Genomic DNA, 24,928 nt, shown 5'->3' on the forward strand with positions numbered 1-24,928 from the left:
ACCTTCTTAGGTAGGCTTTTTTAGACTATTAGACTATACTTATCCATGGTACAATAAGGCTATGCGTTTAGATAAATTATTAGGACAGGCGGGCTATGGTTCTCGCAATCAGGTCAAGAAGCTCATTCGTAGTCGTCAGGTATATGTAGATGGTGTCCTGGTGGATCGAGATAATCTTAATGTGGATGCTAGTCTTCAAAGCATCACTGTTTCTGGTAAGGAACTGGAACATGCGCCAGAAGTCTACTACCTTATGAATAAGCCGTCAGGGGTGGTGTCAGCTAGAAAGGACAAGGAACACCAAACAGTCATTGATTTGATTAGGTCTGAGGATCAGCGAGAGGGTCTTTATCCTGTGGGACGTTTGGATAGAGATACGGAAGGCCTGGTGCTGATTACCAACAATGGTCCCCTGGGATTTGCCATGCTTCACCCAGGCTATCATGTGGCTAAGACTTATTATGTTGAGGTTAATGATATTCTGGGGCCTGATGCACCTGCATTTTTTGAGTCAGGTGTTGTCTTTGAGGATGGTACTATTTGTAAATCAGCTCAGCTAGAAATTCTAAGTTCTGCGAGCGACAAGAGCTGTGCTAGAATTACGATTTCAGAAGGTAAGTTTCATCAAGTGAAAAAGATGTTCTTGGCTTATGGGGTCAAGGTGACCTATCTTAAGCGGATTTCTTTTGGAGCGTTTAAGCTTGATGAAGGGATAGCAGTAGGATCCTACCGAGCGTTAACGGAAACAGAAAAAGTGATTTTGCGTACTTATCTGGGCTAGTCATTTCTTCCTACTAAAGTATGATAGGAACTTTCAATCTCCTGATAGGTCCATCCTATCACTAGGCTTAATACTGTAAGGCCCATAACGACGGACTTTTTTAGGGGTATAAGTAAAACTTATGACATTCTATAAGTTTTTTTAATTTCTCAAGCCTTGTTTCTGGTGGTATGATGGTATCAATTCGATTGAGAACTGAAGTAAGTCAGGAGCAATGACCAAGTCTAATCAGAGAGGGAGGTTCATTATGACAGAAGCATTTTATGATCATTTAGCAAAGACACGTCATCAGATTCACCAACATCCAGAGGTTTCTGAGGAGGAGCATGAGACGACAGTCTTTTTGAAAGGTTATTTGAAAAATCTAGGTATTGAGCCTTTAAATTATCCCTTGAAGACGGGACTCATCGCTGAGATTGGGTCAGGGCATCCGATTATTGCTTTGCGTGCTGATATTGATGCCCTACCCATTAAGGAAAAGACAGGACTTCCTTATGCCAGCGACAATGGGGCTATGCATGCCTGTGGTCATGACTTTCACCAGACCTCTCTTCTTGGAGCTGCTCAGCTTTTAAAAGAAAGAGAAGCAGAGCTTAAGGGGACCGTTCGATTGATTTTCCAACCAGCCGAGGAAAATTTCCAAGGGGCCTATCAGGTCATCGAAGCGGGTGGTCTTGAGGGTGTGTCAGCTATCATCGGTTATCACAATAATCCTCACTTGAAACCTGGTCAGATTGGTCTTCGTTCGGGGGCTATCATGGCTGGTGTGGAGCAGTTTAGGGTTGATGTCAAGGGAGTTTCTTCCCATGCTGCCCGTCCTGATTTGGGTGTAGATACGGTCTTGGTTACTACGACTATCATCAACAATTTACAGCAGATTGTGGCTCGTACGGTATCGCCCTTTGAATCAGCGGTATTGTCAGTTACTCATATCGAAGTTGGAAATACTTGGAATGTTCTTCCAGCAGCAGGCTTTTTTGAAGGAACGATTCGTACCTTTGAACCTAAGGTTCGTGAAGATGTCATTGTACGTTTTGAAAAGGTCGTTCAGGCGACAGCAGACCAGTTCGGTGCTGAGGTAGAGATAAGCTGGGGTAATTCGCCTTACGTGACCTACAATGACCAGACGCTCACACCTCTCATCTTTGAAAATTCTAAATCCTTCGCAGAAGTGATTGAAACGCTGCCATCAACAGGCGGAGAAGACTTTGCGGCCTATCAAAAGGAAATACCAGGAGTCTTTGCCTTTGTCGGCTCTAATGGTGAGGAGGATGCCCCAGACTGGCATCATGATGATTTTCTTGTGAAAGATGAGGCCTTGCCTGTAGCTGTTAATTACTATGTAGAAAACGCTCTTTTCCTACTTGATTATTTTAAGGAGCAAGACGACTGACTATTCCCTTAATTGGAATTACTAGTAATGAAGAACCTGTTACGGAAGGAAGTCCAATTATCCAGAGTTTCTCTTGGGTCATAAACAATTAGCGGATCAAGGACTCTTTGATTATTTTGTTAAGAGTTTTAAATAAGGCTTTAGGATTTTAAATTGGTGCTGCTTTTGAAAATAAAAAGGAGGACGTGCCTAAGGAGAAATATTCTTTTGATCATTTAGTTTACACTTAAGAACCCAGCCGCTTGGTTGGGCTCTTTTGTCGTATTTTAGAAGCAAGATTTCAAGATTTAAAAAGGAGGGAAGATTTTTAACTTGCTATTTTTGAGCTTTTTAGATAAGGTGAAAGCGTTATTATATCAATCCCGTTTTAAAAAAATTATATCTGATTAATAGGCTACTTTTAAAGTCTGCGAGTAAAGAAAAAAGCAATCGCTTGTCCGACCCTTGTTCTGGGAGATAAAAAAGATCTGGTTCTATGAGTGGATGGTGCGAGAGAACTTGCCAACAACATTCCCCGTGCTTCCTATTATGAATTTGGCAAACAGGGTCACGCGGCCTTTATCGAAAGTAAGCAATTTAATAAAATTATATTAGAATTTCTGCGAGAAAAGGCTTAGGTAGTGGAATTATGGAAATCTATTAAAAACAGATGAGAAAGGGGTTACAATAAAAGCTGTAGCTTTTTTATTTTCCAGTTCAGATATGTGCAGTCTGAAAAATTAAATGATAGAATGGCAGTATATAGGAGGATACAGAAATGGTAAACTATGATTTGATTGTTATCGGTTTTGGTAAAGCCGGTAAAACTTTGGCTGCTAAGATGAATGCGGCTGGTAAGAAAGTTGCTGTCATCGAGCGCAGTAAAGCTATGTATGGTGGTACTTGCATTAATATTGCGTGTATTCCAACCAAGACTATGATTGTAGCGGCAGAGAAGGGCTGGTCATTTGACGATACCATGAAAGAACGTGGTGCAGTGACTGGCCGTCTTAATGCTAAGAATTATAAAATGTTGGCAGACAATGGCGTTGATGTCATTGATGCAGAAGCACATTTCGTGTCAAATAAGGTTATCGAAGTGGTGGCTGGTGATGACCGTCAAGAGCTTACAGCTGAGACTATTGTCATCAATACAGGTGCTGTGTCTAATGTCTTGCCTATTCCTGGCTTGACAACAACTAAGCATGTCTACGATTCAACTGGTATTCAGACCCTTGAAGCCTTACCAAAACGTTTGGGTGTCTTAGGTGGTGGTAATATCGGTCTTGAATTTGCTGGCCTTTATAACCGTTTGGGAAGCCAAGTAACTGTTTTAGATGCAGCGACTAGCTTCTTGCCACGTGTGGAGCCATCTATTGCTAAGTTGGCCAAGGAATACATGGAAGAGGACGGCATTGTCTTTGAGCAAGGTGTTAAAACTTCCGAAGTTAAGAATGATGGCGATGAAGTTGTCGTTGTTACTGACAAAGGTGAGTTCCGTTTTGATGCGCTCCTTTATGCGACAGGACGTAAGCCTAATATCGAACCTCTTCACTTGGAAAATACTGATATCGCCTTGACTGAGCGCGGTGGTATCCAAGTCAATAAACATTTGGAAACAAGTGTTCCTGGTGTCTTTGCAGTGGGTGATGTTAATGGTGGTCTTCAATTTACCTATATCTCACTAGATGATTTCCGTATTGTCTTTAATTACCTAACTGGTGATGGCAGCTATAACCTTGAAACACGTGGAGCTGTTCCAACCGCTATGTTCCTTAACCCACCTTTGGCACAGGTTGGCCTTACTGAAGACCAAGCCAGAGCAGCAGGTGGACCGGTTGCTGTCAAGGAACTTCCAGTTGCTGGCATGCCTCGTGGTCATGTTAATGGCGATTTGCGTGGTGCCTTCAAAGCTGTGGTAAACCCTGAAACTAAGGAAATCTTGGGTGTGACCCTCTTTGGTCAAGAATCTCATGAAATTATCAATCTAATTACCCTAGCGATTAATCATCACATTCCATATACAGATTTGGCTAAACAAATCTTTACTCATCCAACTATGGCTGAGAACCTAAACGATTTGTTTGCGATTTAAAATGAAAAGAGCCGAGAGGCTCTTTTTTAACGTAGAAAAATTTTTTAAGACTTTCCTTAGGTGAGTTCGGCCGTCAGCGACCTTCTTCGAAGTTCCATGACTAATTTTTGAGCTCCTTTACTTTTTAATTTCTAGGCTCAGGCTAAAACAGTTCCCCGAACTGTTTTACTCTCAAAAATTCCGAGTTTCAGAAACTTTTCTCACAGCGGAAAGTATTGTAAAAAGTAAATCTCAAATCATAGTTTAATCTATTTGATAAATTCTATAGAAATGTTTGGCCAGAATGTGTTCCAATTTTTCTTTTTTACTCTCTCGTTATAGACCATTTGTCGGTCCTTGTCTGAAAAGTAATGCGGTGTGGGTGATACTCTGAAGTTAATCAAATCGTCTGTCCCAAAAGGAATAAATACTTCTAGTTCCTGATTGTCATTTAGTCTAGCAGCTATGGCAGTACATTTTTCGGGAAATTTTGAAACAGCATCTGTAGAGCTGAGATACTTTTCAGTATTAGGGCTATGTATATTCATATAATACTGATTTTTTATTTCCCAATTGTATTCAGGATATTTTCTCTTTATTTGATTTTCTATTTCAACAGTTTGCTCATATGATATATTTTTATCAAAGAAAATGACATCGATATCTGAGAAATTGATATTTGAAGATGTATTTCCGGTGCTTAAGTAGTCCCAAATATAATTGCGTAAAGTTCCAGCACAAAGCCAACAGTCATTAAGTTGGAAAGAGTGGATAATCTTTAATAGTGCCATTAGTTCGGAGTTCTGTTTAATTAGTTTTTCGACATCAATCATTTTTTAACCTCATTGGCATTGTACTAGTTTAAGATAGAAATATCAATTTAGGACCATATCTCTAATGCAAAGCGACACTCTAGGTTATATGTCGCTTTTTTTGCGCTTTGATGATAAGATAGAAGTGCTATAATAAAATTCTTTAGATTGGTGCTCTTTGTCTCCTTTGAATGCTTGATAGACCTTGAGTCACCACTAGAAACTGTATGAAAAACTTAGAAAGATACTCGTATGCCAATTGGTCTGTGGGTGTGTATAACTTATGACTAAGAAAGTAGGAGTGGGCAAGGCCCACAGTAAGATTATTTTGATGGGGGAGCACTCGGTTGTTTATGGCCATCCAGCCCTTGCTCTCCCTCTTAAGGATATTGAGGTTGTCTGTCAGATTCAGGCGGCTGATACTCCTTTGACGCTCAAGGCTCAGGATCCCTTGACGACAGCGATTTTTTCAGCGCTTAATTATCTGGAAATCAAGAATCAGCCTATCAGCTATGATATTTCGTCTAGCGTCCCTGAAAAGCGTGGCATGGGGTCATCTGCTGCAGTGGCCATTGCGGCTATTCGTGCGGTTTTTGATTATTTCGACCAGGAGCTTAGCCAGGAGACCTTGGAAATGCTGGTCCATCAGGCAGAGACTATTGCCCATAGTAAACCTAGTGGCTTAGATGCTAAGACCTGCTTGAGTGACCAAGCCATCAGCTTTACGCGAAACATTGGTTTCAAGGAAATCGAGGTCAATTTAGGTGCCTATCTGGTCATTGCTGATACGGGCATCCATGGAAACACCCGTGAGGCTGTGGAGAAGGTTGAGGCTATCGGGCTAGATGCCTTATCAGACCTGAACCGACTGGGCGAATTAAGTCAGCAGGCAGAACTAGCCCTCAAAGCCAAGGATCAAAAGCTTCTTGGTCAGCTCATGTCTCAAGCCCATAATCATCTTAAATCTTTAGGTGTGTCTTGTGACTTGTCGGACCTTCTAGTAGCAACTGCTCTGGATCACGGTGCACAGGGAGCAAAGATGTCAGGCGGAGGACTGGGTGGTTGCATTATTGCCCTAACAAGTACCAAAGATCAAGCCCAAACGATTGCTAAAAAACTTCAAGAAAAAGGAGCCGTAAACACGTGGATAGAAAGCCTGTAAGCGTCAAATCGTACGCAAATATTGCTATTGTCAAATACTGGGGTAAGGCAGATGCGGAGCGTATGATTCCTTCAACCAGCAGTATCTCACTGACTTTGGAGAATATGTATACGGAAACCAAGTTGTCTTTTCTGCCTGAGGATGCGACTGGTGATGTCATGTATATCGATGATGAGCTCCAAGGGAAAAAAGAAACAACCAAGGCCAGCAAGGTCTTAGATCTCTTCCGTACCAATCCAAACCAACATGTCAAGATTGAAACTTGGAACAACATGCCAACAGCTGCAGGTTTATCATCAAGTTCCTCAGGTCTTTCTGCCCTAGTTAAGGCGGCTAACGAACTCTTCCAAGTAGGAAAAACGCAGTCTGAATTAGCTCAAATTGCCAAGTTTGCCTCAGGCTCATCATCACGGTCTTTCTTTGGTCCATTGGCAGCTTGGGACAAGGATAGTGGTGAGGTTTATCAAGTTGAAACAGACCTCAAATTGGCCATGATTATGCTGGTTTTGACAGATCAAAAGAAACCTGTATCAAGCCGAGACGGTATGAAATTGTGTACCGAAACATCGACCTCCTTCCCAGAGTGGATTAAACAGTCTGAGCAGGATTACAAGGATATGTTAGGCTACCTCAAGGCTAATGATTTCCAAGCGGTGGGTGAGCTCACTGAAGCCAATGCCCTTCGTATGCACCAAACCACAAGTACGGCTAACCCTCCATTTTCATATTTAACGGAAGCCTCTTACCGGGCAATGGACAAGGTTAAGGCCCTCCGAGCCTCTGGTGAGCAATGTTACTTCACTATGGATGCAGGACCAAATGTTAAGGTGCTCTGTCTGGAAGAAGACCTGGACCGTCTGGCAGACCACTTCCGTAAGGACTATCAGGTCATCGCTTCACGCACCAAGGAGTTGCCAGATGCTTAAGCAGTCGGTCAATCGGGTCACAGTAAAAACAGGTGGGAAACTCTACATTGCTGGAGAATATTCTGTCTTAACACCTGGGCAGACAGCCCTAATTCAATTTATTCCTATTTTTATGTCAGCAGAGGTCAAGAAAGCTCCAAGCACACAGCTGTCTTCAGACATGTTTGACTACAGTGTGGGCCGTGAGCCAGACGTAAATTACTCCCTCATTCAAGAGGCCCTGAATACTTTTGAGGCCTATTGTGGTGAGAAATTGCCTAGTCTGGACCTTTCAATCACTGGAAAGTTGGAACGAGATGGGGTTAAATTTGGCATTGGCTCATCAGGTTCAGTTGTGGTATTGACCCTTAAGGCCTTGGCAGCAGCGCTTCAGAAAGACTTATCCAAAGACATTCTCTTTAAATTAGCTAGTTACATCCTCCTCAAACAAGGAGACAACGGTTCTATGGGAGACCTAGCTTGTATCGTATACGAGGACCTGGTTTCCTATCGCTCCTTTGATCGTGCAAAAATAGCAGAGCTTATAGACCAATTGACTTTATCCGAACTTTTGGAAATAGACTGGGGTTATCATATTAGTCCAGTAGTGTCAGTACTTAAAGCTCGCTTCGTGGTGGGATGGACCAAGCAAGCTGCTATTTCAAAAGACATGGTTAAAATGGCCAAATCTCGTATATCAAGCAAGTATTTAAGTGAAACAGAAGTTGCCGTCCAAGATGCCATCAAGGCACTGGAAACAGGAAATAAGAATTTGCTTAAGAGCAGCCTTCAAACAGTTAGTGACCAGCTAGAATCATTGAGTCCAAATATTTATGTGGATAAGTTGAAAAAACTCAAAGAAGCTGAACAAGGACTTGATGTTATCGCTAAATCCTCTGGAGCTGGAGGTGGTGACTGTGGTATCGCTTTTGCCTTTGACCAAGCTAGCCGAGATAGTCTAGTTGAGCGCTGGCAAGAGGAAGGCATAGAGCTTTTGTATGAAGTTTAGGAGTCAGCTAAGTAGACATTATCACGCAAGAAAGTAAAGAATAACCTATGACAAATCGTAAAGACGATCACATCCGTTATGCCCTTAAGTACCAGTCGCCCTACAATAGTTTTGACGATATGGAACTTATCCACAAGTCTCTGCCAACTTATGATTTAGATCAGATTGACTTGTCCACACATTTTGCGGGACGAGATTGGAAATTTCCCTTTTATATCAATGCTATGACAGGTGGTTCGGCCAAAGGTGGCGCTGTCAATCAAAAACTAGCTGAGGTAGCCAGCCGAACAGGTATTCTCATGGTGACGGGTTCCTACAGTGCTGCTCTAAAAGGAGAGGCACCAGAATCCTTTGACTATCGTCAAGAGTTTCCAGACTTAGATCTTGCGACCAATATCGGTGTTGATAAGTCTGTGGACCTGGGGCTTAAGACGGTGGAAGCTATGGATCCAGTCTTTTTACAGCTCCATGTTAATCTTATGCAGGAGCTTCTCATGCCTGAGGGAGAGCGTATTTTCCACACTTGGAAGGAAAATGTAGCGACTTATGCACAGAAAATAGGGGTTCCTCTAGTGCTTAAGGAGGTCGGCTTTGGTATGGATGTGGAAACCATTCGTTACGCCATGTCTCAGGGCATCAAAACTGTGGATATCTCAGGTCGTGGTGGAACTAGCTTTGCCTATATTGAAAATAGTAGAGGCGGTAACCGTGATTACCTCAATGACTGGGGACAAAGCACTGTTCAGACCCTCTTGCAAGCCCAAGACCTTCGTGATAATGTGGAAATCCTAGCCTCTGGCGGAGTGCGCAATCCACTTGATATGGTTAAATGTCTGGTCTTAGGAGCAAAAGGCGTAGGTCTATCGCGAACAGTCCTTGAATTGGTGGAACGTTATTCTGTGGATAAAGTTGTGGCTATTATCAATGACTGGAAGGATGACCTTCGTCTCATCATGTGTGCCCTTGATTGTTGCACTATTGATGAGCTCAAATCTGTAGATTACATCTTACATGGCAAGTTACAAGGGACTTATGTCAAACAAGAGAAGTCATAAAGGTGATAGCATTTTAACCCCGGTAAAGGATAAGTAACTCTAATCTTGTTTAGACTTGATTTAAACGAGTATTTAACGAGACTTTCCGCTGTGAGAAAAGTTCTTGAAACACTAGTGTTTCAAGAACTCGGAATTTTTGAGAGTAAAACAGTTTGGGTAACTGTTTTAGCCTGAGCCTAGAAATTAAAAAGTGAAGGGGCTCAAAAATTAGTCATGGAGATTCGAAGAAGATCGCTGACGTCCGCACTCACTTCAGGAAAGTCTAAAAAAAGATTATTTTAAAAAGAGCGTCAGCTCTTTTTTCAATACCGTCGATTCTGCCAAAACTTTCTTATTTATGGTATAATAGGGCGATTATAGATAATCAGACGCCGTTAAAAACGATTATTCTGAAAGATATATTTTCTCATAAATGAGAAATTGTGCTTTTTCAAGCTCTCCTTTCTTTAGTTGGCCATCCCAGTGGGAAGATAAGATCCTGAGATTTGGGGCTCAAGGTTAAGACCGTCACGAAAGAAAGCATTACAAAAAAATATTAAGAAGGAAAAAGAAAATGAGTAATTACGCTATTATCCTTGCTGCGGGTAAAGGAACTCGCATGAAATCAGATCTTCCAAAAGTATTGCACAGGGTTTCAGGCATCACTATGCTTGAGCATGTTTTCCGTGCAGTTTCAGCTATTGAACCAGCTAAAAATGTTACTGTTATTGGTCACAAGGCTGAGCTTGTTCGTGAGGTTTTGGATGGTCAATCTGCCTTCACTATGCAAACAGAGCAGTTGGGGACAGGTCACGCAGTAATGATGGCTGAAGAAGAGTTGGCTGGACTTGAAGGACGAACGCTTGTTATCGCTGGGGATACACCTTTGATTACCGGTGAAAGCCTTAAAAACCTTATTGATTTCCACGTTAATCACAAAAATATTGCCACTATCTTGACTGCAACTGCCGACAATCCATTTGGATATGGCCGTATCATCCGTAATGAAAATGGTGAAGTCACTAAGATTGTTGAGCAAAAAGATGCAAATGAGTTTGAACAACAGGTTAAAGAAATTAATACAGGGACTTATGTCTTTGACAATAAACGTCTCTTCGAAGCGCTTAAAAATATTAATACTAACAATGCTCAAGGGGAATACTATTTGACAGACGTCATCTCTATTTTCCGTGAAAATGGTGAAAAGGTAGGTGCCTTTACCCTTCGTGACTTTGAAGAAAGTCTTGGAGTTAACGACCGTGTTGCCCTAGCTACGGCAGAAGATGTTATGCGTCGTCGTATTAACAAGACTCACATGATTAATGGTGTTACTTTCCAAAATCCAAATGCGACATACATTGATGTAGATGTGGAAATTGCACCGGACGTTGTGGTTGAAGCTAATGTTACTCTTAAAGGACAAACTAAAGTCGGAGCAGAGTCAGTGTTGACCAATGGGACTTATATTGTTGATTCAACTATCGGTGCCAATACTGTTATCACCAACTCTATGATTGAGCATTCAGTGGTTAAAAAAGGTGTTACCATTGGTCCATTTGCCCATATTCGTCCGGATTCAATGCTCAAAGAAGGCGCTCATATCGGTAACTTCGTCGAGGTTAAGGGTTCTACTATCGGTGAAAATACTAAGGCTGGTCACTTGACCTACATTGGTAATGCGGAAGTTGGGTCTGATGTTAACTTTGGTGCAGGGACGATCACTGTAAACTATGATGGTCAACATAAATTCAAGACCCAAATTGCTAACAACGCCTTTATCGGAAGCAATTCAACTTTGATTGCACCGCTTAAAATCGGGGACAATGCACTTACAGCAGCAGGTTCAACCATTACGGATAATGTTCCAGCTGACAGTGTAGCTATTGGACGCGGCCGTCAGGTCAATAAAGAAGGCTATGCTACTAAGAAGCCTCACCACCCAAGCCAACAAAAGTAGGCTTAAGCCTATCTAAGTCTTGCTTCTATAGGAGCGATGATTTATATTGGGGTCATAGATTAAAGGAGTCAAGTCATGGAGTTTGAAGAAAAAACACTCAAACGTGAGTCAAAATTTAAGGGACATATTTTTGAAGTTGCAGTGGATGAAGTTCTCTTGCCAGACGGTAAGACAGCTGGTCGTGAACTGATTTTCCACAAGGGAGCAGTGGCCGTTTTAGCTGTTACCCCTAAAGGGAAAATTATTATCGTCAAGCAATACCGTAAGGCTATTGAGGCGGTTTCCTACGAAATTCCTGCGGGTAAACTGGAAGTCGGTGAGGCTGGCGATGAGATGGCTGCAGCAGCGCGTGAACTTGAAGAGGAGACTCAGTATAAGGGTGAACTTAAATTGATTCATGAGTTTTACACAGCCATTGGTTTCTGTAATGAAAAAATTAGGCTCTATGTTGCTACAAATCTCCAGCCTGTTGAAAATCCACGTCCACTTGACGAAGATGAGTTTCTTGAAATTTATGAGTTGACTTATGAGGAGTGTATGGAACTCGTAGCTTCAGGTGCTATTCAGGATGCTAAAACCATCATTGCTCTCCAGTACTATGCACTTCATTTTGGAGGAAAATAAGTTATGAGTAAGCCACTTTTGACTGACGATGTCATTGAGCAGGCCAAGCGTGGGGAAATTGACTTAGAGGATTATCCTTATTATCAGGACTACGAGGAAGAGTTCTATGCAGAGGACTATGAGGCTAATTATCAGCCTTCTGCATACAAGAGCCGCCGGATTGAGAATGCTAAACGTAATCAATTTCAGCACAAGCTTAATCGCATCCTCTTTTGGATTGTTGTCCTCTTGATTATTCTCATTGTTGCTGTCTTTTATTTCTAAAAAGTCTGTGAGTTGGATGGATGTATTTGCTGAACTCTGATAAGATTACAAGTAAAAAAGGAACTATATGAAAATTGGAATTATCGCTGCCATGGAGCAGGAATTAGTGCTTCTAGTGGAGCAATTGGAAAATAAAGTTGAAGAAATTGTTTTAGGCAATATCTACTATACAGGACGTTTGGGCAAACATGATGTTGTTTTGGTGCAATCAGGTGTAGGGAAGGTCATGTCAGCCATGTCTGTGGCTGTTCTAGCAGACCACTTTGAGGTTGATGCCCTCATTAACACTGGCTCTGCAGGAGCTGTAGCGCCTGGACTTAAGATTGGGGACGTGGTTGTGGCATTAAGATTAGCCTACCACGATGTTGATTTGACAGCCTTTGGCTATGATTATGGTCAAATGTCTATGCAGCCGCTTTACTTTGAAAGTGACCCTACCTTTGTAGAGACTTTTGAAAAGGTTTTGGCTCAAGCCTCTATCGACTCTAAAATTGGTCTTATTGCGACTGGTGATAGCTTTATTGCGGGTCAGGATAAGATTGATGCTATTAAAGGGCATTTTCCAGAAGTCTTAGCCGTGGAAATGGAAGGAGCAGCCATTGCTCAAGCTGCACACAGTGTCAAGAAACCTTTCATCGTTATCCGTGCTATGAGTGATACAGCAGCCCATGACGCTAATATTACCTTTGACGAATTCATTATTCAGGCGGGTAAACAATCAGCTGCGATCCTAGTGGAGTTTCTCAAAGAACTTGCTTAAGTAGTATAAATGAGTCTTAAGGCTCACCTTCTTAATAAGGTTAAAATCTACTGTCATTCTTAAGAGAATGGCAGTTTTTTGTGTCACGAAAACCACTAGCTATGCTCGTGGTTCCGACAAGTTTTTAGCGATGTATAAAAAAGTCCCCCCTAAAGTGTTATATTAGATAAGTTTTCCCGACCACTAATTAATATATTAAAGGAGGATTTTTGTTGAGACAGAATAATAGTTTAGCACATACTACATGGAATTCTATGTATCATATTGAGTTCGCACCCAAATATTGACGTCAGATAATTTATGGGAAATACAAAGCAAGTATTGGTCAAATTTTACGGTTAATATGTGAAAGAAAAGGCGTTGAAATTCATGAAGCAGCAGCTTGCCTAGATCATATTCACATGTTGGTGAGTATACCACAGAAACTAAGTATTTCCTCATTTATGGGATATTTAAAGGGCAAAAGTAGTTTAATGATATTTGATCGACACGCTAATTTAAAGTATAAATATGGGAATCGCAAATTTTGGTGTCGAGGGTTTTATGTTGATACGGTTGGGCAAAATCAGAAGCGAATTGAAGAATATATTCGTAATCCATTACAAGAGGACATGATAGCAGATCAGTTCAGTATTTTCGAGGAATGTGATTCGTTTACAGGTGATAAGAATAAAAGAAAGTAGTCTTAAAGAGACCCGCTAGACGGGTCAGCTAGCAAAGGTGGTGCTGAAGGGAAACCATTCGGTAGGCCTTTAGGCCTCGGCCGGTAGCAGAGGCTTTCAGCCGAAGAGCAAGCCACCCGTTCTCACGGGTGGTTTTGACTTGTGCTTTTCTACCCTATCTCATTAAATGAGAAATCAAGATAAAGTTAACTGCAAGATGAAATTTCGTACAAATTAAGCTATAATTATGAGTATGAAAGTTCTACTTTATCTTGAAGGAAAATCGGTTCTTGAAAAATCAGGAATCGGACGGGCTCTTCACCATCAGATGCGTGCCTTAGACTTGGCGGGGATTCCCTATACAACAGACATCTTGGGTGATTATGATGTTGTTCATATCAATACTTATGGACCACGCAGTTTGATGTTGTTACATGCAGCAAAACGTCGTGGTAAGAAGGTCATCATGCATGGTCATTCGACACGTGAGGACTTTGAAAATTCATTTATTGGTTCTAACCTCATGGCTCCACTTTTTGGAAAATATTTGGCCCATATGTATCAAAAGGCTGATTACGTGATTACGCCTTCTGAGTATTCCAAAAAATTGATTCAATCTTATGGAGTTACCACACCGATCATTGCTGTTTCAAACGGGATTGATCTGAAAAAATACGGCAAGGACCCACGCAAGGAAGAAGTTTTCCGAGATTACTTTGGTATCGAGAAAGGACAGCCAGTGGTTATTTGTGCAGGTCTTTACTTCCAACGCAAGGGAATTGAAGATTTTGTCAAGGTTGCTGAGAAGATGCCACATGTTCGTTTCATTTGGCTAGGCAGTATTAGTAAATGGCTAATTCCTAAAAAGATTCGAGACATTGTCAATGGTAAGCATCCTGATAATGTCAGCTTCCCAGGTTATTTCAAGGGAGCTGTCTTCCAGGGAGCTATGAGTGGTGCCAACGCCTTCTTTTTCCCGTCTTATGAGGAAACCGAAGGAATCGTAGTGCTAGAGGCCTTTGCCAGTCACCAACATGTGGTTTTGCGTGATATTCCTGTTTATGATGGCTGGGTTGATGAGAAATCTGCCTCATTTGGGCACAATGTGGATGAATTTGTAGTGGCCTTACAAGATATTATCGATGGTAAAGTGGACAAGCGTGAAGCAGGATACAAGGTTGCGGAAAGTCGCTCGATTGATGATGTCGCTCAAAAACTTGTTAAAGCCTACAAAGAAGTATTGGAGATTTAAATGCGTATCGGATTGTTTACAGATACTTATTTTCCACAGGTATCCGGTGTTGCGACTAGTATTCGCACACTGAAGACGCAGTTGGAAAAAATGGGGCATAGTGTCTTTATCTTTACTACGACTGATAGAGATGTTGACCGCTATGAAGACTGGCAGATTGTTCGTATTCCTAGTGTGCCTTTCTTTGCCTTTAAGGATCGCCGAGTGGCTTATCGTGGTTTTTCTAAGGCTCTAGAGATTGCAAAACAGTACAAGCTTGATATTATTCATACGCAGACAGAGTTCTCCTTGGGGCTTCTAGGGATTGCCATTGCGCGTGAACTTAAGATTCCTGTTGTACACACCTATCACACCCAGTATGAAGACTATGTCCGCTATATTGCCAGAGGTATGGTTATTAGACCGAGCATGGTTAAGTACATTGTTCGTGGCTTTATGAGCGATCTGGATGGGGTTATCTGTCCGAGTGAGATTGTTTATGACCTTTTGCTCAAGTATAAGGTTGCTGCTGAAAAACGGGTCATTCCAACAGGGATTGAACTTGAGAAATTCCAGCGTCCAGAGATTACTGAGGAAGATGTGGCGGACTTGAGAGCCAAGCTTGGTATTGCTTCGGATGAAACCATGTTGTTGAGCTTGTCTCGTGTCTCTTATGAGAAAAATATCCAAGCAGTTCTAGCGGCCCTACCTTCGGTTTTAGGGGAAGATAATAAGGTTCGGTTAGTTGTTGCTGGCGATGGCCCTTACCTACCAGACCTTAAGTCTCAAGCTAAAAAACTTGGTATTCTGGATAAGGTGGTTTTCACAGGTATGATTGCACCTGGCGAAACAGCTCTCTACTATAAGGCTGCTGATTTCTTCATCTCGGCATCAACCAGTGAGACTCAGGGTTTGACCTATCTGGAAGCCTTGGCGAGCGGCACACCTATCATTGCTCATGGAAATCTTTATTTGGATAATGTGATTACGGACCAGATGTTTGGAACGCTTTATTATCATGATAATGATTTAGCTGGGGCCATTTTGGAAGCAGCCATTGCAACGCCAGAAAAAGACGAGACTAAGTGGGCCGACAAGCTCTATGAAATTTCTGCGGAAAACTTTGGAAAACGTGTCTATGAGTATTACTTGGACCTTACAATTTCTAAGGATTTCCATAATGATCTTAATGGTGAAGGTAGCACTATGAAACGCTTGACCCGTATGGTGACTTATTTGCCAACTAAGGCTATCACCTTGCCTGTCAATGGCTCTGTTCGGATTATCAAAGGGTCTGCCAAACAGGTTAAGAAAATCAGAAATATCACAAAACTTTTGGATTAGGAAAGCTTCACATTTTCCTAGTCAGATAAAATCTTAGAATTGATTAATAAAAGAGATAATTAGCTTGAAAAATTACAGTTTCATGCTATAATAACGCATAGAGACATATCAGTCATGGGAAATCTTTCAGAGAGCGTGTGTCGCTGGGAATCACGCAGAGGACATGATTGGGACTACTCGATAAATTTTTTATGCAAACATAAAACGGTGGCCACGTTAGAGCCAATCAGAGGTGTAAGACAGACTTATTTTTTGTCGTACACGAACTAAGGTGGAACCACGTTGCGACGTCCTTTTCAGGATGTTGCAATTTTTTTATGAGGAGTCTAACTATGGACTTGCAAGAATTAGTGGAGCGTAGTTGGGCAATCCGACAAGCTTATCACGAGCTGGAAGTTAAGTATCATGATTCCAAGTGAACGATAGGAGAAGACCTCTTGGCTTTATCTAATGATATTGGAAATTTCCAACGACTAGTGATGACCAAGCAAGGACGCTACTATGATGAAACACCCTACACACTGGAACGAAAACTTTCAGAAAATATCTGGTGGCTAGTGGAGCTTTCTCAATGTTTGGATATAGACATTCAGACGGAAATGGCAAACTTCCTCTCTGATAAAGAAAAGCAGTTGAATATTAAGACTAGGAAGTAGTCTGATATTCAAAAGTCAATGCTTAGAAACTATGAATTAATAAAAGGAGAAAATTATGATTAACATTACTTTCCCAGATGGCGCTGTTCGTGAATTCGAATCTGGCGTGACAACTTTTGAAATTGCACAATCTATCAGTAACTCTTTGGCTAAGAAAGCTCTTGCTGGTAAATTCAACGGTAAATTGATTGATACTACACGTGCTATCACTGAAGATGGAAGCATCGAAATCGTGACACCTGATCACGAAGATGCCCTTCCAATTTTGCGTCACTCAGCGGCTCACTTGTTTGCACAAGCAGCTCGTCGCCTCTTCCCAGACATCCACTTGGGTGTTGGTCCAGCTATCGAAGATGGTTTCTACTACGATACTGACAATGAAGCTGGTCAAATTTCTAACGAAGATCTTCCTCGTATCGAAGAAGAAATGAAGAAAATCGTTAAGGAAAACTTCCCATCAATCCGTGAAGAAGTGACTAAAGACGAGGCGCGTGAAATCTTCAAAAATGACCCATATAAATTGGAATTGATTGAAGAACACTCAGAAGACGAAGGTGGTTTGACAATCTACCGTCAAGGTGAATACGTTGACCTTTGCCGTGGTCCACACGTGCCATCAACTGGTCGTATTCAAGTCTTCCACCTTTTGAATGTTGCAGGTGCTTACTGGCGTGGAAATAGCGATAATGCTATGATGCAACGTATCTACGGTACAGCTTGGTTCGATAAAAAAGATCTCAAGGCTTACCTTAAACGCCTTGAAGAAGCTAAAGAACGTGACCACCGTAAACTTGGGAAAGAGCTTGATTTGTTCATGATTTCTCAAGAAGTTGGTCAAGGGCTTCCATTCTGGTTGCCAAATGGTGCGACTATCCGTCGTGAGTTGGAACGTTATATCGTTGATAAAGAAGTAGCAGCAGGCTACCAACACGTTTATACGCCACCAATTGCATCAGTTGAACTTTATAAAACTTCCGGTCACTGGGATCATTACCGTGAAGACATGTTCCCTCCAATGGATATGGGAGATGGGGAAGAATTTGTCCTTCGTCCAATGAACTGCCCACACCACATCGAAGTCTACAAACACCATGTCCACTCTTATCGTGAATTGCCAATCCGTATCGCTGAAATCGGTATGATGCACCGTTACGAAAAATCAGGTGCTTTGACAGGTCTTCAACGTGTTCGTGAAATGTCACTTAACGATGGACATACTTTCGTTGCTCCAGAACAAATCGAAGATGAATTCAAGAAAATCCTTCAATTGATCATCGATGTGTATGAAGACTTTAACTTGACAGATTATCGTTTCCGCTTGTCTTACCGTGATCCTGAAGACAAACACAAATACTTTGATAACGATGAAATGTGGGAAAATGCGCAACGCATGTTGAAAGCGGCTGTTGATGATATGGGTGTTGAGTACTATGAAGCCGAAGGAGAAGCAGCCTTCTATGGACCAAAATTGGATATCCAAGTTAAGACTGCTCTTGGTAAGGAAGAAACTCTTTCTACTATTCAGTTGGACTTCTTGCTTCCAGAACGTTTTGACCTTCACTACATCGGAGCTGATGGGGAAGAACACCGTCCAGTCATGATTCACCGTGGGGTTATCTCAACTATGGAACGCTTCACAGCTATTCTGATTGAAAACTACAAGGGTGCTTTCCCAACATGGCTTGCCCCTCATCAAGTAACCCTTATTCCAGTATCTAACGAAAAACACGTAGACTACGCATGGAAAGTGGCTAAGGAACTTCGTGATCGTGGTGTCCGTGCCGAAGTGGATGAACGTAATGAAAAAATGCAGTTCAAGATTCGTGCTTCTCAAACGCAAAAAATTCCTTACCAATTGATTGTTGGTGATAAGGAAATGGAAGACGGAACTGTTAACGTTCGTCGCTATGGACAAAAACAAACACACACTGAAACTGTGTCAGAATTTGTAGAAAATATCCTTGCTGATATCGCTCGCAAATCACGCCCAGATGCCGAATAAAAAAAGGGTCGGTTAGCTAAGCTAGCTGACTTTTTAGTAGGATAAACCATGCACGTTTTTAGGAAAAGACTTTTATTTTTGCTGGGATTAGTTCTGTTCTTGTTACTGGCTAGTTTTACTTACCATAGATTGGGCTTGCAAAGAGAGAAGGGTCTCTTAGCCCTTTAGGGAGGATGGTAGCTGTCAATGGACACAAAATGAGCGTTTTTGTAAGGGGGCAGGAACGGCCTCGCCAATTCTAGATTTTAAAGACTTGTATGATGGGCTTTCAAAGGAGTACAAGATCGTCGTTGTTGAAAGAGCTGGCTATGGTTACAGTGAGGACACGTCTAAGTCCAGAGATGTTTCTGAGACACGTCAAGCCCTAGCCAAGCCTCAAGTATCAGGTCCTTATATTATTCTTTCTCATTCGATGGTCTCCTTAGAAACTCTTTTGTGGCAAGAAAAATATCCAAGTGAAATCCAGGCAGTCATTGTCTTAGATTGGGCTCTACCAGAGAGTTACTATCAAATAAAAATGCATCCCCAGATGTTATCTATGGCTCGTTGGGAAAGTCAATTAGGTCTATTAAGGTATCTACCAAATCGCTTATATATGCCTAATGAAAATCTAAGTAGCAGTGACCGACGCCTCTATCAACGAATAGCTTATCGTCAAATACTGTCACAAGCTATGTTAATGAGAGTCTATCTGTTAAGGGAAAGGATAAAAAGGTTGATGCTAAGATAGATTCACAAATCCCCACCTTACTGATGGTCTCGAATGGTGAGGGTACTGGATTTGGCCAGGAGGAGTGGCGAAACTATGCGGCCAGATTTGCAAAGGACCAGAAAAATATCGAACTGACTTTTTATGATGCCCCACGTTATCTTTATCACTATCACACCAAAGAGGTAGTTGCTAAGATAGAGGACTTCATAAAGGTGACCACTGATTAAACTAACTGATGTTATTGAGGAGAAATGTGATGCTCATTGGTTCAAAAGCCTTTTCTAGCTTATGGAAGGAATGGCAAAAGGAATACCAGCCACTGCAGGTGCTGGAGTTATTGCTTGCTTATATAGAGATGCCAGAGGATCTATCTGGGGAGATAGAGGAAACTCAGCGTTTATTATCCTATTTTGACCCTGACTTGGCGCCTCATGATGCTTTCTGGAAGGATGTTGCCAGGTTAGTAGATTTGGCTTTTCCTGAGGACAGCTTATCTAAAAAATTCTCTATTGAGCGACAAATCCATCAGTTACGTTACCTTATTTCTAGTCAACAGGCCCAGTATGTACGGACACATTATAAAAAAACAGGGATGACAGACAAAGAAGCTTTAGCTGTCTATCTAAGATGGAAGCCTTTCACCATGTTTGATCAGGGACGTCTGCACCAAAAGATTTCTATCTGTGATGGCAAGGGGATTTATCCAGATGGGATTCCTAGTGTTAATCTCAAGATTCTCCTCTATAATCGTGTAGAGTTTATTCTAGATAGTCAGGGAAATTTTCTCAATGAGGTCGATGCGGAGCAGGTGACTGAGAGTGGAGTGGTTAATGGTGCTAGTTTCAACTATGGCAATTTCAAACGCCACTGGCAACTGGATGTGGAGCCGGTTCAACCACATGATCCTGCCTTTCGTAATCGGATGACCAAGGGCTTTCGATCACCCAACAAATTGAGAAAGAAGTGGGGCCGAAAAGAGCCTGAGCATTTTGACAAGTCTTTTTACAATCCAAATGGTATCTATGCCCAGTCACACAGATCTTTGGCTAATGATGTCAAACGTCAAGCCAGACTTTTTCTCGCCATGGTTTATGGCTTTAAACCAGTTCAGAAAAAGCAAACAAAGGAGGTTCATATGTCTAAACAACCACAAAACAATAAAGGGACAGCCGTTCTAGGATCACTAGTATTTATGGCCTTATACGCCCTAGGTATTTGGCACAATGCTGTCCGAGGAAATATTCCTTTCCTTATTCTTTGGAGTGTTTTACTCCTTGTTAATATCAGTTATTTGATTTTCCGCTTGAAAAAATAAAAAAGAAAGTGATACAGACCTAAATGGTAAGAATTTAGATCTGTGTCACTTTTTGTATATTCAATTGTAACTTACCACTTGCTTTCTTCTGGGATAATAATCCAGCAAATGATGTAGAAAAGAAAACCTGTTCCAAATAAGAAAATCGCTGCAGCCCAGATGAGGCGAATAATGACAGGAACGATATCAAGATATTTAGCAATACCAGAACAAACACCGGCGATGATTTTGTTGTTAGGATCTCGTCTGAGTTCTTTTTTCATATGATTTACCTCCGTATGGCCTTATTATATCATAACTGTTTGAAGTCTGGTATTTGTTTTAAGGAAGCATGAAATAGACAATACCCAGATATTGGAGAGCCGAAGCCAACATGATGAAGAGGTGCCAAATCATGTGAAAGTATGGCTTTTTCTTAGCATAGAAAGCTGCACCAACCGTGTATGCCAATCCTCCAGCAAGCATGAGTCCCCAAAAGGCAGGTCCTGTCTTAGTGACGATAGCTGGAATAATGAAGATAACCAACCATCCCATCATCAGATAGAGGAAGAGGGAGAATTTTTCATTGATTTTTTTAGCAAAGATTTTGTAGAGAATACCAAAAATTGTTGTTCCCCATTGGAGGACGATGATGCTGTAGCCTAGCCATCCGCCAACCAGTGAGAGGGCAACAGGGGTGTAGCTTCCAGCAATGGCGATATAAATCATGCTGTGGTCAATAATTCTTAGAACCATCTTGTGGGGTGAGTTATAATCCATAGCATGATAGATGGCTGAACTCAAAAACATGAGGAAGAGACTGATGACAAAAACGGACATCCCGACGGCAGCAGTCATGCCATAGCCGTTGTTGGCATGAATGGCAGTAATTGGCAATAAGACCAACATGGCCATGGCTCCGACAGCGTGAGTCACGCTGTTAGCCACTTCCTCACCAAAGCTAAGTTTTTTACTGAGTTTGAGGTTGGGAGAAGCATTAAAAGTAGCAGTATTAGACATTGTTTCCTCCTTCAAGGTCGTTCAAAAGTTGATGGGTAGCTCGGTAACATTGAAGCGTCTGACAGGCTGAGAGTATGACTTGCGGAGCCTCTTGGGAAAACTGACCATTCATACAGGCTACAAAGTTATTGTAGTAACTCTTTTGACTTTCAGCATCTGTCCGTAGGATTTCCAAGGTTTTAGCAATCTCAGAAATCTCAAAGACGGTCTTCAGACTAGTGATGACAATAAGTCTGGCTACCTGAGCAGCATTATATTTTTTCTTGATGGGTTTTGCGATATGGCCATGTTTGACATAATTATTGACCATAGAGGCGGTTAGCCCCTTGTCGTTTGGCCCCAAAGTACTTTGGGTGACCTGGTTGACATAGAGCAAAACCTGATCCAAATAGAGTTCAATCTCTGGTAATTCTTCCCAGAGAGGGTATTGTTGTGTTGTCAAATTATAAAAACCTCTTTATCTAGTTTTCATAACCAGATTATAACATTATAGAAATTTAAGTCAAGTCAGAACTTACGGGAAATGAAAAAAGATGTTGAGATAATATGTTCAACATCTTTATTTCTTATGTGATATGGTAGAGTTATTTTTTAAAACTGCTTCAGTATCTCTTTTTATGGGGTTCTAAGTTTCTTCAAAATTGCTTGTGTAGTTTCTTGGTTCATATGTTTGGCCTTGAGAAGTTCAGTCAAAACGTGAGGCATTTCTTCAGGACTAGCCCCGGCTAACAAGGCCAGAGATTTGGCCTGGAGTTTCATATGTCCTGCTTGGATTCCTGTTGAGGTTAGCGCTTTAAGAGCAGCAAGATTTTGTGCTAAACCAAGAGAGACGATGATACTGGCTAGGGTTTTAGCATCTGGATAATTCAGCAAGTCATGGGCGATAGATGCACTTGGATTAAGTCCAATAGAACCGCCACGGGTTGCAATTGGCATGGGGAGGGTTAATTCTCCCACCAATTCTTTAGCCTCCTGGTCATAAGTCCATGTGGACAGGCCACGGTAGCTACCATCCTTGCTAGCATAGGCATGACTACCAGCCTCAACTGCTCGCCAATCATTGCCAGTCGCAATAACTAGGGCATCGATACCGTTGAAAATACCCTTATTATGGGTGGCTGCTCGGTAGGGGTCCACCTGGGCCAGTTGGCTAGCCATCTCCATTTTCTTGGCTAGGTCATGTGCTTCGTCCTTATTGCGGCTGAGGAAGCGTGTGTTAAGACGGCAAGTCGCTGTCACAAGGCTCTCAGTGGCTAGATTTGAGAGAATAGCCATGAGGCTTTGACCTTCCGAGAGATTTTCTAATTCTGGTACCAGTGCTTCCATCATGGTGTTGACCATATTGGCTCCCATAGCTTCTTGGGTATCAACGGCTAGATAGACAATGAGGAAGTCTCCCTTAACCTCAGTCCAGAGCCTGCGAGGGCCACCCCCACGCTTAACAATAGAAGGATGGGCCTCTTTGGCAATCTCTATAAGGTCCTGACTGGCTGCTTGAATTTTACTTGAAGCAGCGGCTTTATCAGGAACGTCAAAAAGGGCAACTTGGCCAATCATTTGACGATTATGAATTGTAGTCGTGAAACCGCCAGATCGTTTAATGAGCTTGCTAGCATAGGAAGCAGCGGCGACAACAGAAGGCTCCTCAGTAACCATAGGAACCTGATAGGTTACACCGTCTACCAATACATCTGGGCAAACGGCAAAGGGAAGTGTAAATCGACCAATGACATTTTCAGCCATTTGATTGGCTGTTTCAAGAGTAAGTTGTTGGTCCTTATCCAGAAGGTCTTGATTTTTCTGAGACAAAAGAGCATTCTTTTTCAAATGCTCTTTGCGTTCTTGCGGTGTCTTCTTGGAAAAACCAGTCCAAGAGAGTTTAGTCATTTTGATTTCCTTTATAGATACGTTGGTGTTCAGAGATTTCAGTCAAACGGAAAGATCCAGTTTGATAAGTAGCGAATCGGGTTGATCCGGTGTCATCCAACTGAGCCTCTTCGTAGAAAAGTTTTTCATAGTCAGCGACGCTCAAGTTGTGACGTTGGGCAAAGGTATCTAGGCGATCAGAACGAAGCATGTCTTTGTAGCCTTCCACTAAACGTCCTGAGAAAATTTCAGAGACAGCTCCAGAACCGTAAGAGAAGAAGCCAATCTTATCTCCGGCTTTAAGGTCTTGCGACTGTTCAAGCAAAGAAAGAAGTCCAAGATAAAGTGATCCTGTATAGATATTTCCAATTTGTCGACTATAAGTAATGGATGCATCAAAGTTGTTAATTAGTCGCTCTTTATTCTCTGCATTCAAATCTTTGGGAATAATCTTATTAAGTCCCTTAAGAGCTAACTTAGGATAGGGAAGGTGGAGGCAAAATGCTGAGAAATCAGCGAAATCGGCTTGATGACGTTCCTGATAAGCTGCCCAAGTTGTCTTCAAACTGTCAAGGTACTGCTTGGTTGAATAGATGCCTTGAACATAAGGCGTTGAACTGTAGTTTGGACGCCAGAAGTCCATGACATCACGAGTTTGCGCCACATTATCATCAGCAAGCTCCAAAATACGTGGATTCTGACTGACTAGCATAGCTACAGCACCAGCTCCCTGAGTTGACTCCCCAGAAGATCCGACACCATAGCGAGCAATATCACTAGCGATAACCAGAACTTTGCTATCTGGGTGAGTTGCCACATGCAACTTAGCATAGTTAAGTCCGGCTGTTGCAGCGTAACAAGCTTCCTTCATTTCAAAAGAACGGGCAAAAGGCTGAATACCCAAAAGACTGTGAACATAGACAGCAGCAGCCTTAGACTGGTCAATGGAAGACTCAGTAGCCACGATGACCATATCGATAGCTTTTTTGTCGTCGTCATTTAAAATATCAGCCGCTGCATCAGAGGCAAGCGTCACGATATCTTCTGTAATCGGCGTAATACTGGTTGCATCAAGCATCAGCCCCTTGCTGAATTTTTCAGGCTCCGCCCCACGGGCAAGAGCGAGATCAGCCATGTTTAGAACATATTGACTGGTTGCAAAACCAATCTTATCAATTCCAATAGACATATGATGTTTCCTTTTATTCTTCATTGTAGAGTATCCAGAAGATACTAATCTATAGTGATTTTACCATAAAAGAGTGCTTTCGCCTTGAAAAAAACTTTGATAGTTAGTAATATCTTATTTTTTGATAAGTGCTATAGGATTTCAAAAGACTCACTTTTGCTATTCCTATAGCTTTTAGTTCTCATTTGCACCAGAATA

The 24,928-nt window shown here is 41.8% G+C and carries 21 protein-coding genes and 3 pseudogenes; 18 read left to right on the top strand and 6 right to left on the bottom strand.

Annotated elements, in window-relative coordinates; all coding sequences use genetic code 11:
- Positions 1–61: 61 nt before the first annotated feature.
- The 3 genes from EL076_RS02920 (at position 62) to EL076_RS02935 (ending at position 4,248) form a co-directional block, all read left to right on the top strand.
- Positions 62–781 carry a 16S rRNA pseudouridine(516) synthase gene (locus EL076_RS02920; RefSeq protein ID WP_126429175.1) on the top strand — a complete coding sequence of 240 codons (720 nt, stop codon included), beginning with the start codon at positions 62–64 and terminating at the stop codon, positions 779–781.
- 247 nt (positions 782–1,028) lie between these two features.
- Positions 1,029–2,174, top strand: a complete 1,146-nt coding sequence (locus EL076_RS02925; protein WP_126429176.1) for an amidohydrolase — start codon at positions 1,029–1,031, stop codon at positions 2,172–2,174.
- 757 nt (positions 2,175–2,931) lie between these two features.
- On the top strand, positions 2,932–4,248 hold the full coding sequence (locus EL076_RS02935; protein ID WP_126429178.1) for an FAD-containing oxidoreductase: 1,317 nt from the start codon (positions 2,932–2,934) through the stop codon (positions 4,246–4,248).
- 248 nt (positions 4,249–4,496) lie between these two features.
- Here the strand turns inward: EL076_RS02935 and EL076_RS02940 are convergent, their stop codons facing one another.
- Positions 4,497–5,060, bottom strand: coding sequence for a nucleotidyltransferase family protein (locus EL076_RS02940; RefSeq protein ID WP_126429180.1), 564 nt, complete (start codon positions 5,058–5,060; stop codon positions 4,497–4,499).
- Positions 5,061–5,322: 262 nt separating this feature from the next.
- On the opposite strand from EL076_RS02940, the gene mvk reads away from it, so the two are divergent.
- The 15 genes and pseudogenes from mvk (at position 5,323) to EL076_RS03020 (ending at position 20,676) form a co-directional block, all read left to right on the top strand.
- Positions 5,323–6,201, top strand: coding sequence for a mevalonate kinase (gene mvk / locus EL076_RS02945; protein ID WP_003093452.1), 879 nt, complete (start codon positions 5,323–5,325; stop codon positions 6,199–6,201).
- Positions 6,183–7,127 (top strand): diphosphomevalonate decarboxylase, encoded by a 945-nt coding sequence (gene mvaD, locus EL076_RS02950; protein ID WP_126429182.1) that lies wholly within the window; start codon positions 6,183–6,185, stop codon positions 7,125–7,127. The genes mvk and mvaD overlap by 19 nt, the downstream gene beginning before the upstream one ends.
- The gene (locus EL076_RS02955; RefSeq protein WP_126429184.1) at positions 7,120–8,115 is read left to right on the top strand and encodes a phosphomevalonate kinase; all 996 of its coding nucleotides are present in this window, start codon (positions 7,120–7,122) and stop codon (positions 8,113–8,115) included. Before mvaD ends, EL076_RS02955 begins: the two co-directional genes overlap by 8 nt.
- Positions 8,116–8,162: 47 nt before the next feature.
- Positions 8,163–9,170, top strand: coding sequence for a type 2 isopentenyl-diphosphate Delta-isomerase (gene fni / locus EL076_RS02960; protein ID WP_126429186.1), 1,008 nt, complete (start codon positions 8,163–8,165; stop codon positions 9,168–9,170).
- A 553-nt stretch (positions 9,171–9,723) separates the two neighbouring features.
- Positions 9,724–11,106, top strand: a complete 1,383-nt coding sequence (glmU, locus tag EL076_RS02965; RefSeq protein WP_126429188.1) for a bifunctional UDP-N-acetylglucosamine diphosphorylase/glucosamine-1-phosphate N-acetyltransferase GlmU — start codon at positions 9,724–9,726, stop codon at positions 11,104–11,106.
- 75 nt (positions 11,107–11,181) lie between these two features.
- Positions 11,182–11,730, top strand: coding sequence for an NUDIX domain-containing protein (locus EL076_RS02970; protein ID WP_126429190.1), 549 nt, complete (start codon positions 11,182–11,184; stop codon positions 11,728–11,730).
- Positions 11,731–11,733: 3 nt separating this feature from the next.
- The gene (gene macP, locus EL076_RS02975) at positions 11,734–11,994 is read left to right on the top strand and encodes a cell wall synthase accessory phosphoprotein MacP (RefSeq protein WP_003094623.1); all 261 of its coding nucleotides are present in this window, start codon (positions 11,734–11,736) and stop codon (positions 11,992–11,994) included.
- A 67-nt stretch (positions 11,995–12,061) separates the two neighbouring features.
- Complete coding sequence (locus tag EL076_RS02980) at positions 12,062–12,754, top strand: 5'-methylthioadenosine/adenosylhomocysteine nucleosidase (RefSeq protein ID WP_126429192.1); 693 nt, start codon at positions 12,062–12,064, stop codon at positions 12,752–12,754.
- A gap of 254 nt (positions 12,755–13,008) precedes the next feature.
- Positions 13,009–13,437, top strand: a pseudogene (tnpA, locus tag EL076_RS02985) (IS200/IS605 family transposase).
- Positions 13,438–13,669: 232 nt separating this feature from the next.
- A complete protein-coding gene (locus EL076_RS02990; RefSeq protein WP_126430138.1) occupies positions 13,670–14,668 on the top strand; it encodes a glycosyltransferase family 4 protein in 999 nt (332 codons plus the stop codon).
- Entirely contained in the window at positions 14,669–15,991 is a 1,323-nt protein-coding gene (locus EL076_RS02995; RefSeq protein WP_126429194.1) for a glycosyltransferase family 4 protein, read from the top strand. It abuts the gene before it with no gap.
- A 332-nt stretch (positions 15,992–16,323) separates the two neighbouring features.
- Positions 16,324–16,647, top strand: a pseudogene (locus EL076_RS03000) (MazG-like protein).
- A gap of 55 nt (positions 16,648–16,702) precedes the next feature.
- Entirely contained in the window at positions 16,703–18,649 is a 1,947-nt protein-coding gene (thrS, locus tag EL076_RS03005; RefSeq protein WP_048787990.1) for a threonine--tRNA ligase, read from the top strand.
- A 48-nt stretch (positions 18,650–18,697) separates the two neighbouring features.
- Positions 18,698–19,588 (top strand): annotated as a pseudogene (locus EL076_RS10470) (alpha/beta hydrolase).
- Between the two features lie 29 nt (positions 19,589–19,617).
- Complete coding sequence (locus EL076_RS03020) at positions 19,618–20,676, top strand: DUF3114 domain-containing protein (protein ID WP_048787987.1); 1,059 nt, start codon at positions 19,618–19,620, stop codon at positions 20,674–20,676.
- A gap of 71 nt (positions 20,677–20,747) precedes the next feature.
- On the opposite strand, the gene EL076_RS03025 is transcribed toward EL076_RS03020, so the two are convergent.
- The 5 genes from EL076_RS03025 to EL076_RS03045 form a co-directional block, all read right to left on the bottom strand.
- Complete coding sequence (locus EL076_RS03025) at positions 20,748–20,939, bottom strand: PspC domain-containing protein (protein ID WP_126429196.1); 192 nt, start codon at positions 20,937–20,939, stop codon at positions 20,748–20,750.
- 58 nt (positions 20,940–20,997) lie between these two features.
- A complete protein-coding gene (trhA, locus tag EL076_RS03030) occupies positions 20,998–21,675 on the bottom strand; it encodes a PAQR family membrane homeostasis protein TrhA (RefSeq protein WP_126429198.1) in 678 nt (225 codons plus the stop codon).
- Positions 21,668–22,117, bottom strand: coding sequence for a DUF1836 domain-containing protein (locus EL076_RS03035; protein WP_126429200.1), 450 nt, complete (start codon positions 22,115–22,117; stop codon positions 21,668–21,670). The genes trhA and EL076_RS03035 overlap by 8 nt, the downstream gene beginning before the upstream one ends.
- A gap of 173 nt (positions 22,118–22,290) precedes the next feature.
- Complete coding sequence (locus EL076_RS03040; protein ID WP_003094754.1) at positions 22,291–23,562, bottom strand: hydroxymethylglutaryl-CoA reductase, degradative; 1,272 nt, start codon at positions 23,560–23,562, stop codon at positions 22,291–22,293.
- On the bottom strand, positions 23,555–24,730 hold the full coding sequence (locus EL076_RS03045) for a hydroxymethylglutaryl-CoA synthase (RefSeq protein ID WP_003094162.1): 1,176 nt from the start codon (positions 24,728–24,730) through the stop codon (positions 23,555–23,557). Before EL076_RS03045 ends, EL076_RS03040 begins: the two co-directional genes overlap by 8 nt.
- Positions 24,731–24,928 lie beyond the last annotated feature (198 nt).

This window comes from Streptococcus vestibularis, from assembly GCF_900636445.1.
In the GTDB taxonomy this organism is placed as follows: Bacteria; Bacillota; Bacilli; order Lactobacillales; family Streptococcaceae; genus Streptococcus; species Streptococcus vestibularis.

What these genes read in the sequence shown, in the direction of transcription:
- EL076_RS02920 (WP_126429175.1), top strand. Translation starts at nt 62, where the DNA reads ATGCGTTTAGATAAATTATTAGGACAGGCGGGCTATGGTTCTCGCAAT.
- EL076_RS02925 (WP_126429176.1), top strand. Translation starts at nt 1,029, where the DNA reads ATGACAGAAGCATTTTATGATCATTTAGCAAAGACACGTCATCAGATT.
- EL076_RS02935 (WP_126429178.1), top strand. Translation starts at nt 2,932, where the DNA reads ATGGTAAACTATGATTTGATTGTTATCGGTTTTGGTAAAGCCGGTAAA.
- EL076_RS02940 (WP_126429180.1), bottom strand. Translation starts at nt 5,060, where the DNA reads ATGATTGATGTCGAAAAACTAATTAAACAGAACTCCGAACTAATGGCA.
- mvk (WP_003093452.1), top strand. Translation starts at nt 5,323, where the DNA reads ATGACTAAGAAAGTAGGAGTGGGCAAGGCCCACAGTAAGATTATTTTG.
- EL076_RS02955 (WP_126429184.1), top strand. Translation starts at nt 7,120, where the DNA reads ATGCTTAAGCAGTCGGTCAATCGGGTCACAGTAAAAACAGGTGGGAAA.
- fni (WP_126429186.1), top strand. Translation starts at nt 8,163, where the DNA reads ATGACAAATCGTAAAGACGATCACATCCGTTATGCCCTTAAGTACCAG.
- glmU (WP_126429188.1), top strand. Translation starts at nt 9,724, where the DNA reads ATGAGTAATTACGCTATTATCCTTGCTGCGGGTAAAGGAACTCGCATG.
- EL076_RS02970 (WP_126429190.1), top strand. Translation starts at nt 11,182, where the DNA reads ATGGAGTTTGAAGAAAAAACACTCAAACGTGAGTCAAAATTTAAGGGA.
- macP (WP_003094623.1), top strand. Translation starts at nt 11,734, where the DNA reads ATGAGTAAGCCACTTTTGACTGACGATGTCATTGAGCAGGCCAAGCGT.
- EL076_RS02980 (WP_126429192.1), top strand. Translation starts at nt 12,062, where the DNA reads ATGAAAATTGGAATTATCGCTGCCATGGAGCAGGAATTAGTGCTTCTA.
- EL076_RS02990 (WP_126430138.1), top strand. Translation starts at nt 13,670, where the DNA reads ATGAAAGTTCTACTTTATCTTGAAGGAAAATCGGTTCTTGAAAAATCA.
- EL076_RS02995 (WP_126429194.1), top strand. Translation starts at nt 14,669, where the DNA reads ATGCGTATCGGATTGTTTACAGATACTTATTTTCCACAGGTATCCGGT.
- thrS (WP_048787990.1), top strand. Translation starts at nt 16,703, where the DNA reads ATGATTAACATTACTTTCCCAGATGGCGCTGTTCGTGAATTCGAATCT.
- EL076_RS03020 (WP_048787987.1), top strand. Translation starts at nt 19,618, where the DNA reads ATGCTCATTGGTTCAAAAGCCTTTTCTAGCTTATGGAAGGAATGGCAA.
- EL076_RS03025 (WP_126429196.1), bottom strand. Translation starts at nt 20,939, where the DNA reads ATGAAAAAAGAACTCAGACGAGATCCTAACAACAAAATCATCGCCGGT.
- trhA (WP_126429198.1), bottom strand. Translation starts at nt 21,675, where the DNA reads ATGTCTAATACTGCTACTTTTAATGCTTCTCCCAACCTCAAACTCAGT.
- EL076_RS03040 (WP_003094754.1), bottom strand. Translation starts at nt 23,562, where the DNA reads ATGACTAAACTCTCTTGGACTGGTTTTTCCAAGAAGACACCGCAAGAA.
- EL076_RS03045 (WP_003094162.1), bottom strand. Translation starts at nt 24,730, where the DNA reads ATGTCTATTGGAATTGATAAGATTGGTTTTGCAACCAGTCAATATGTT.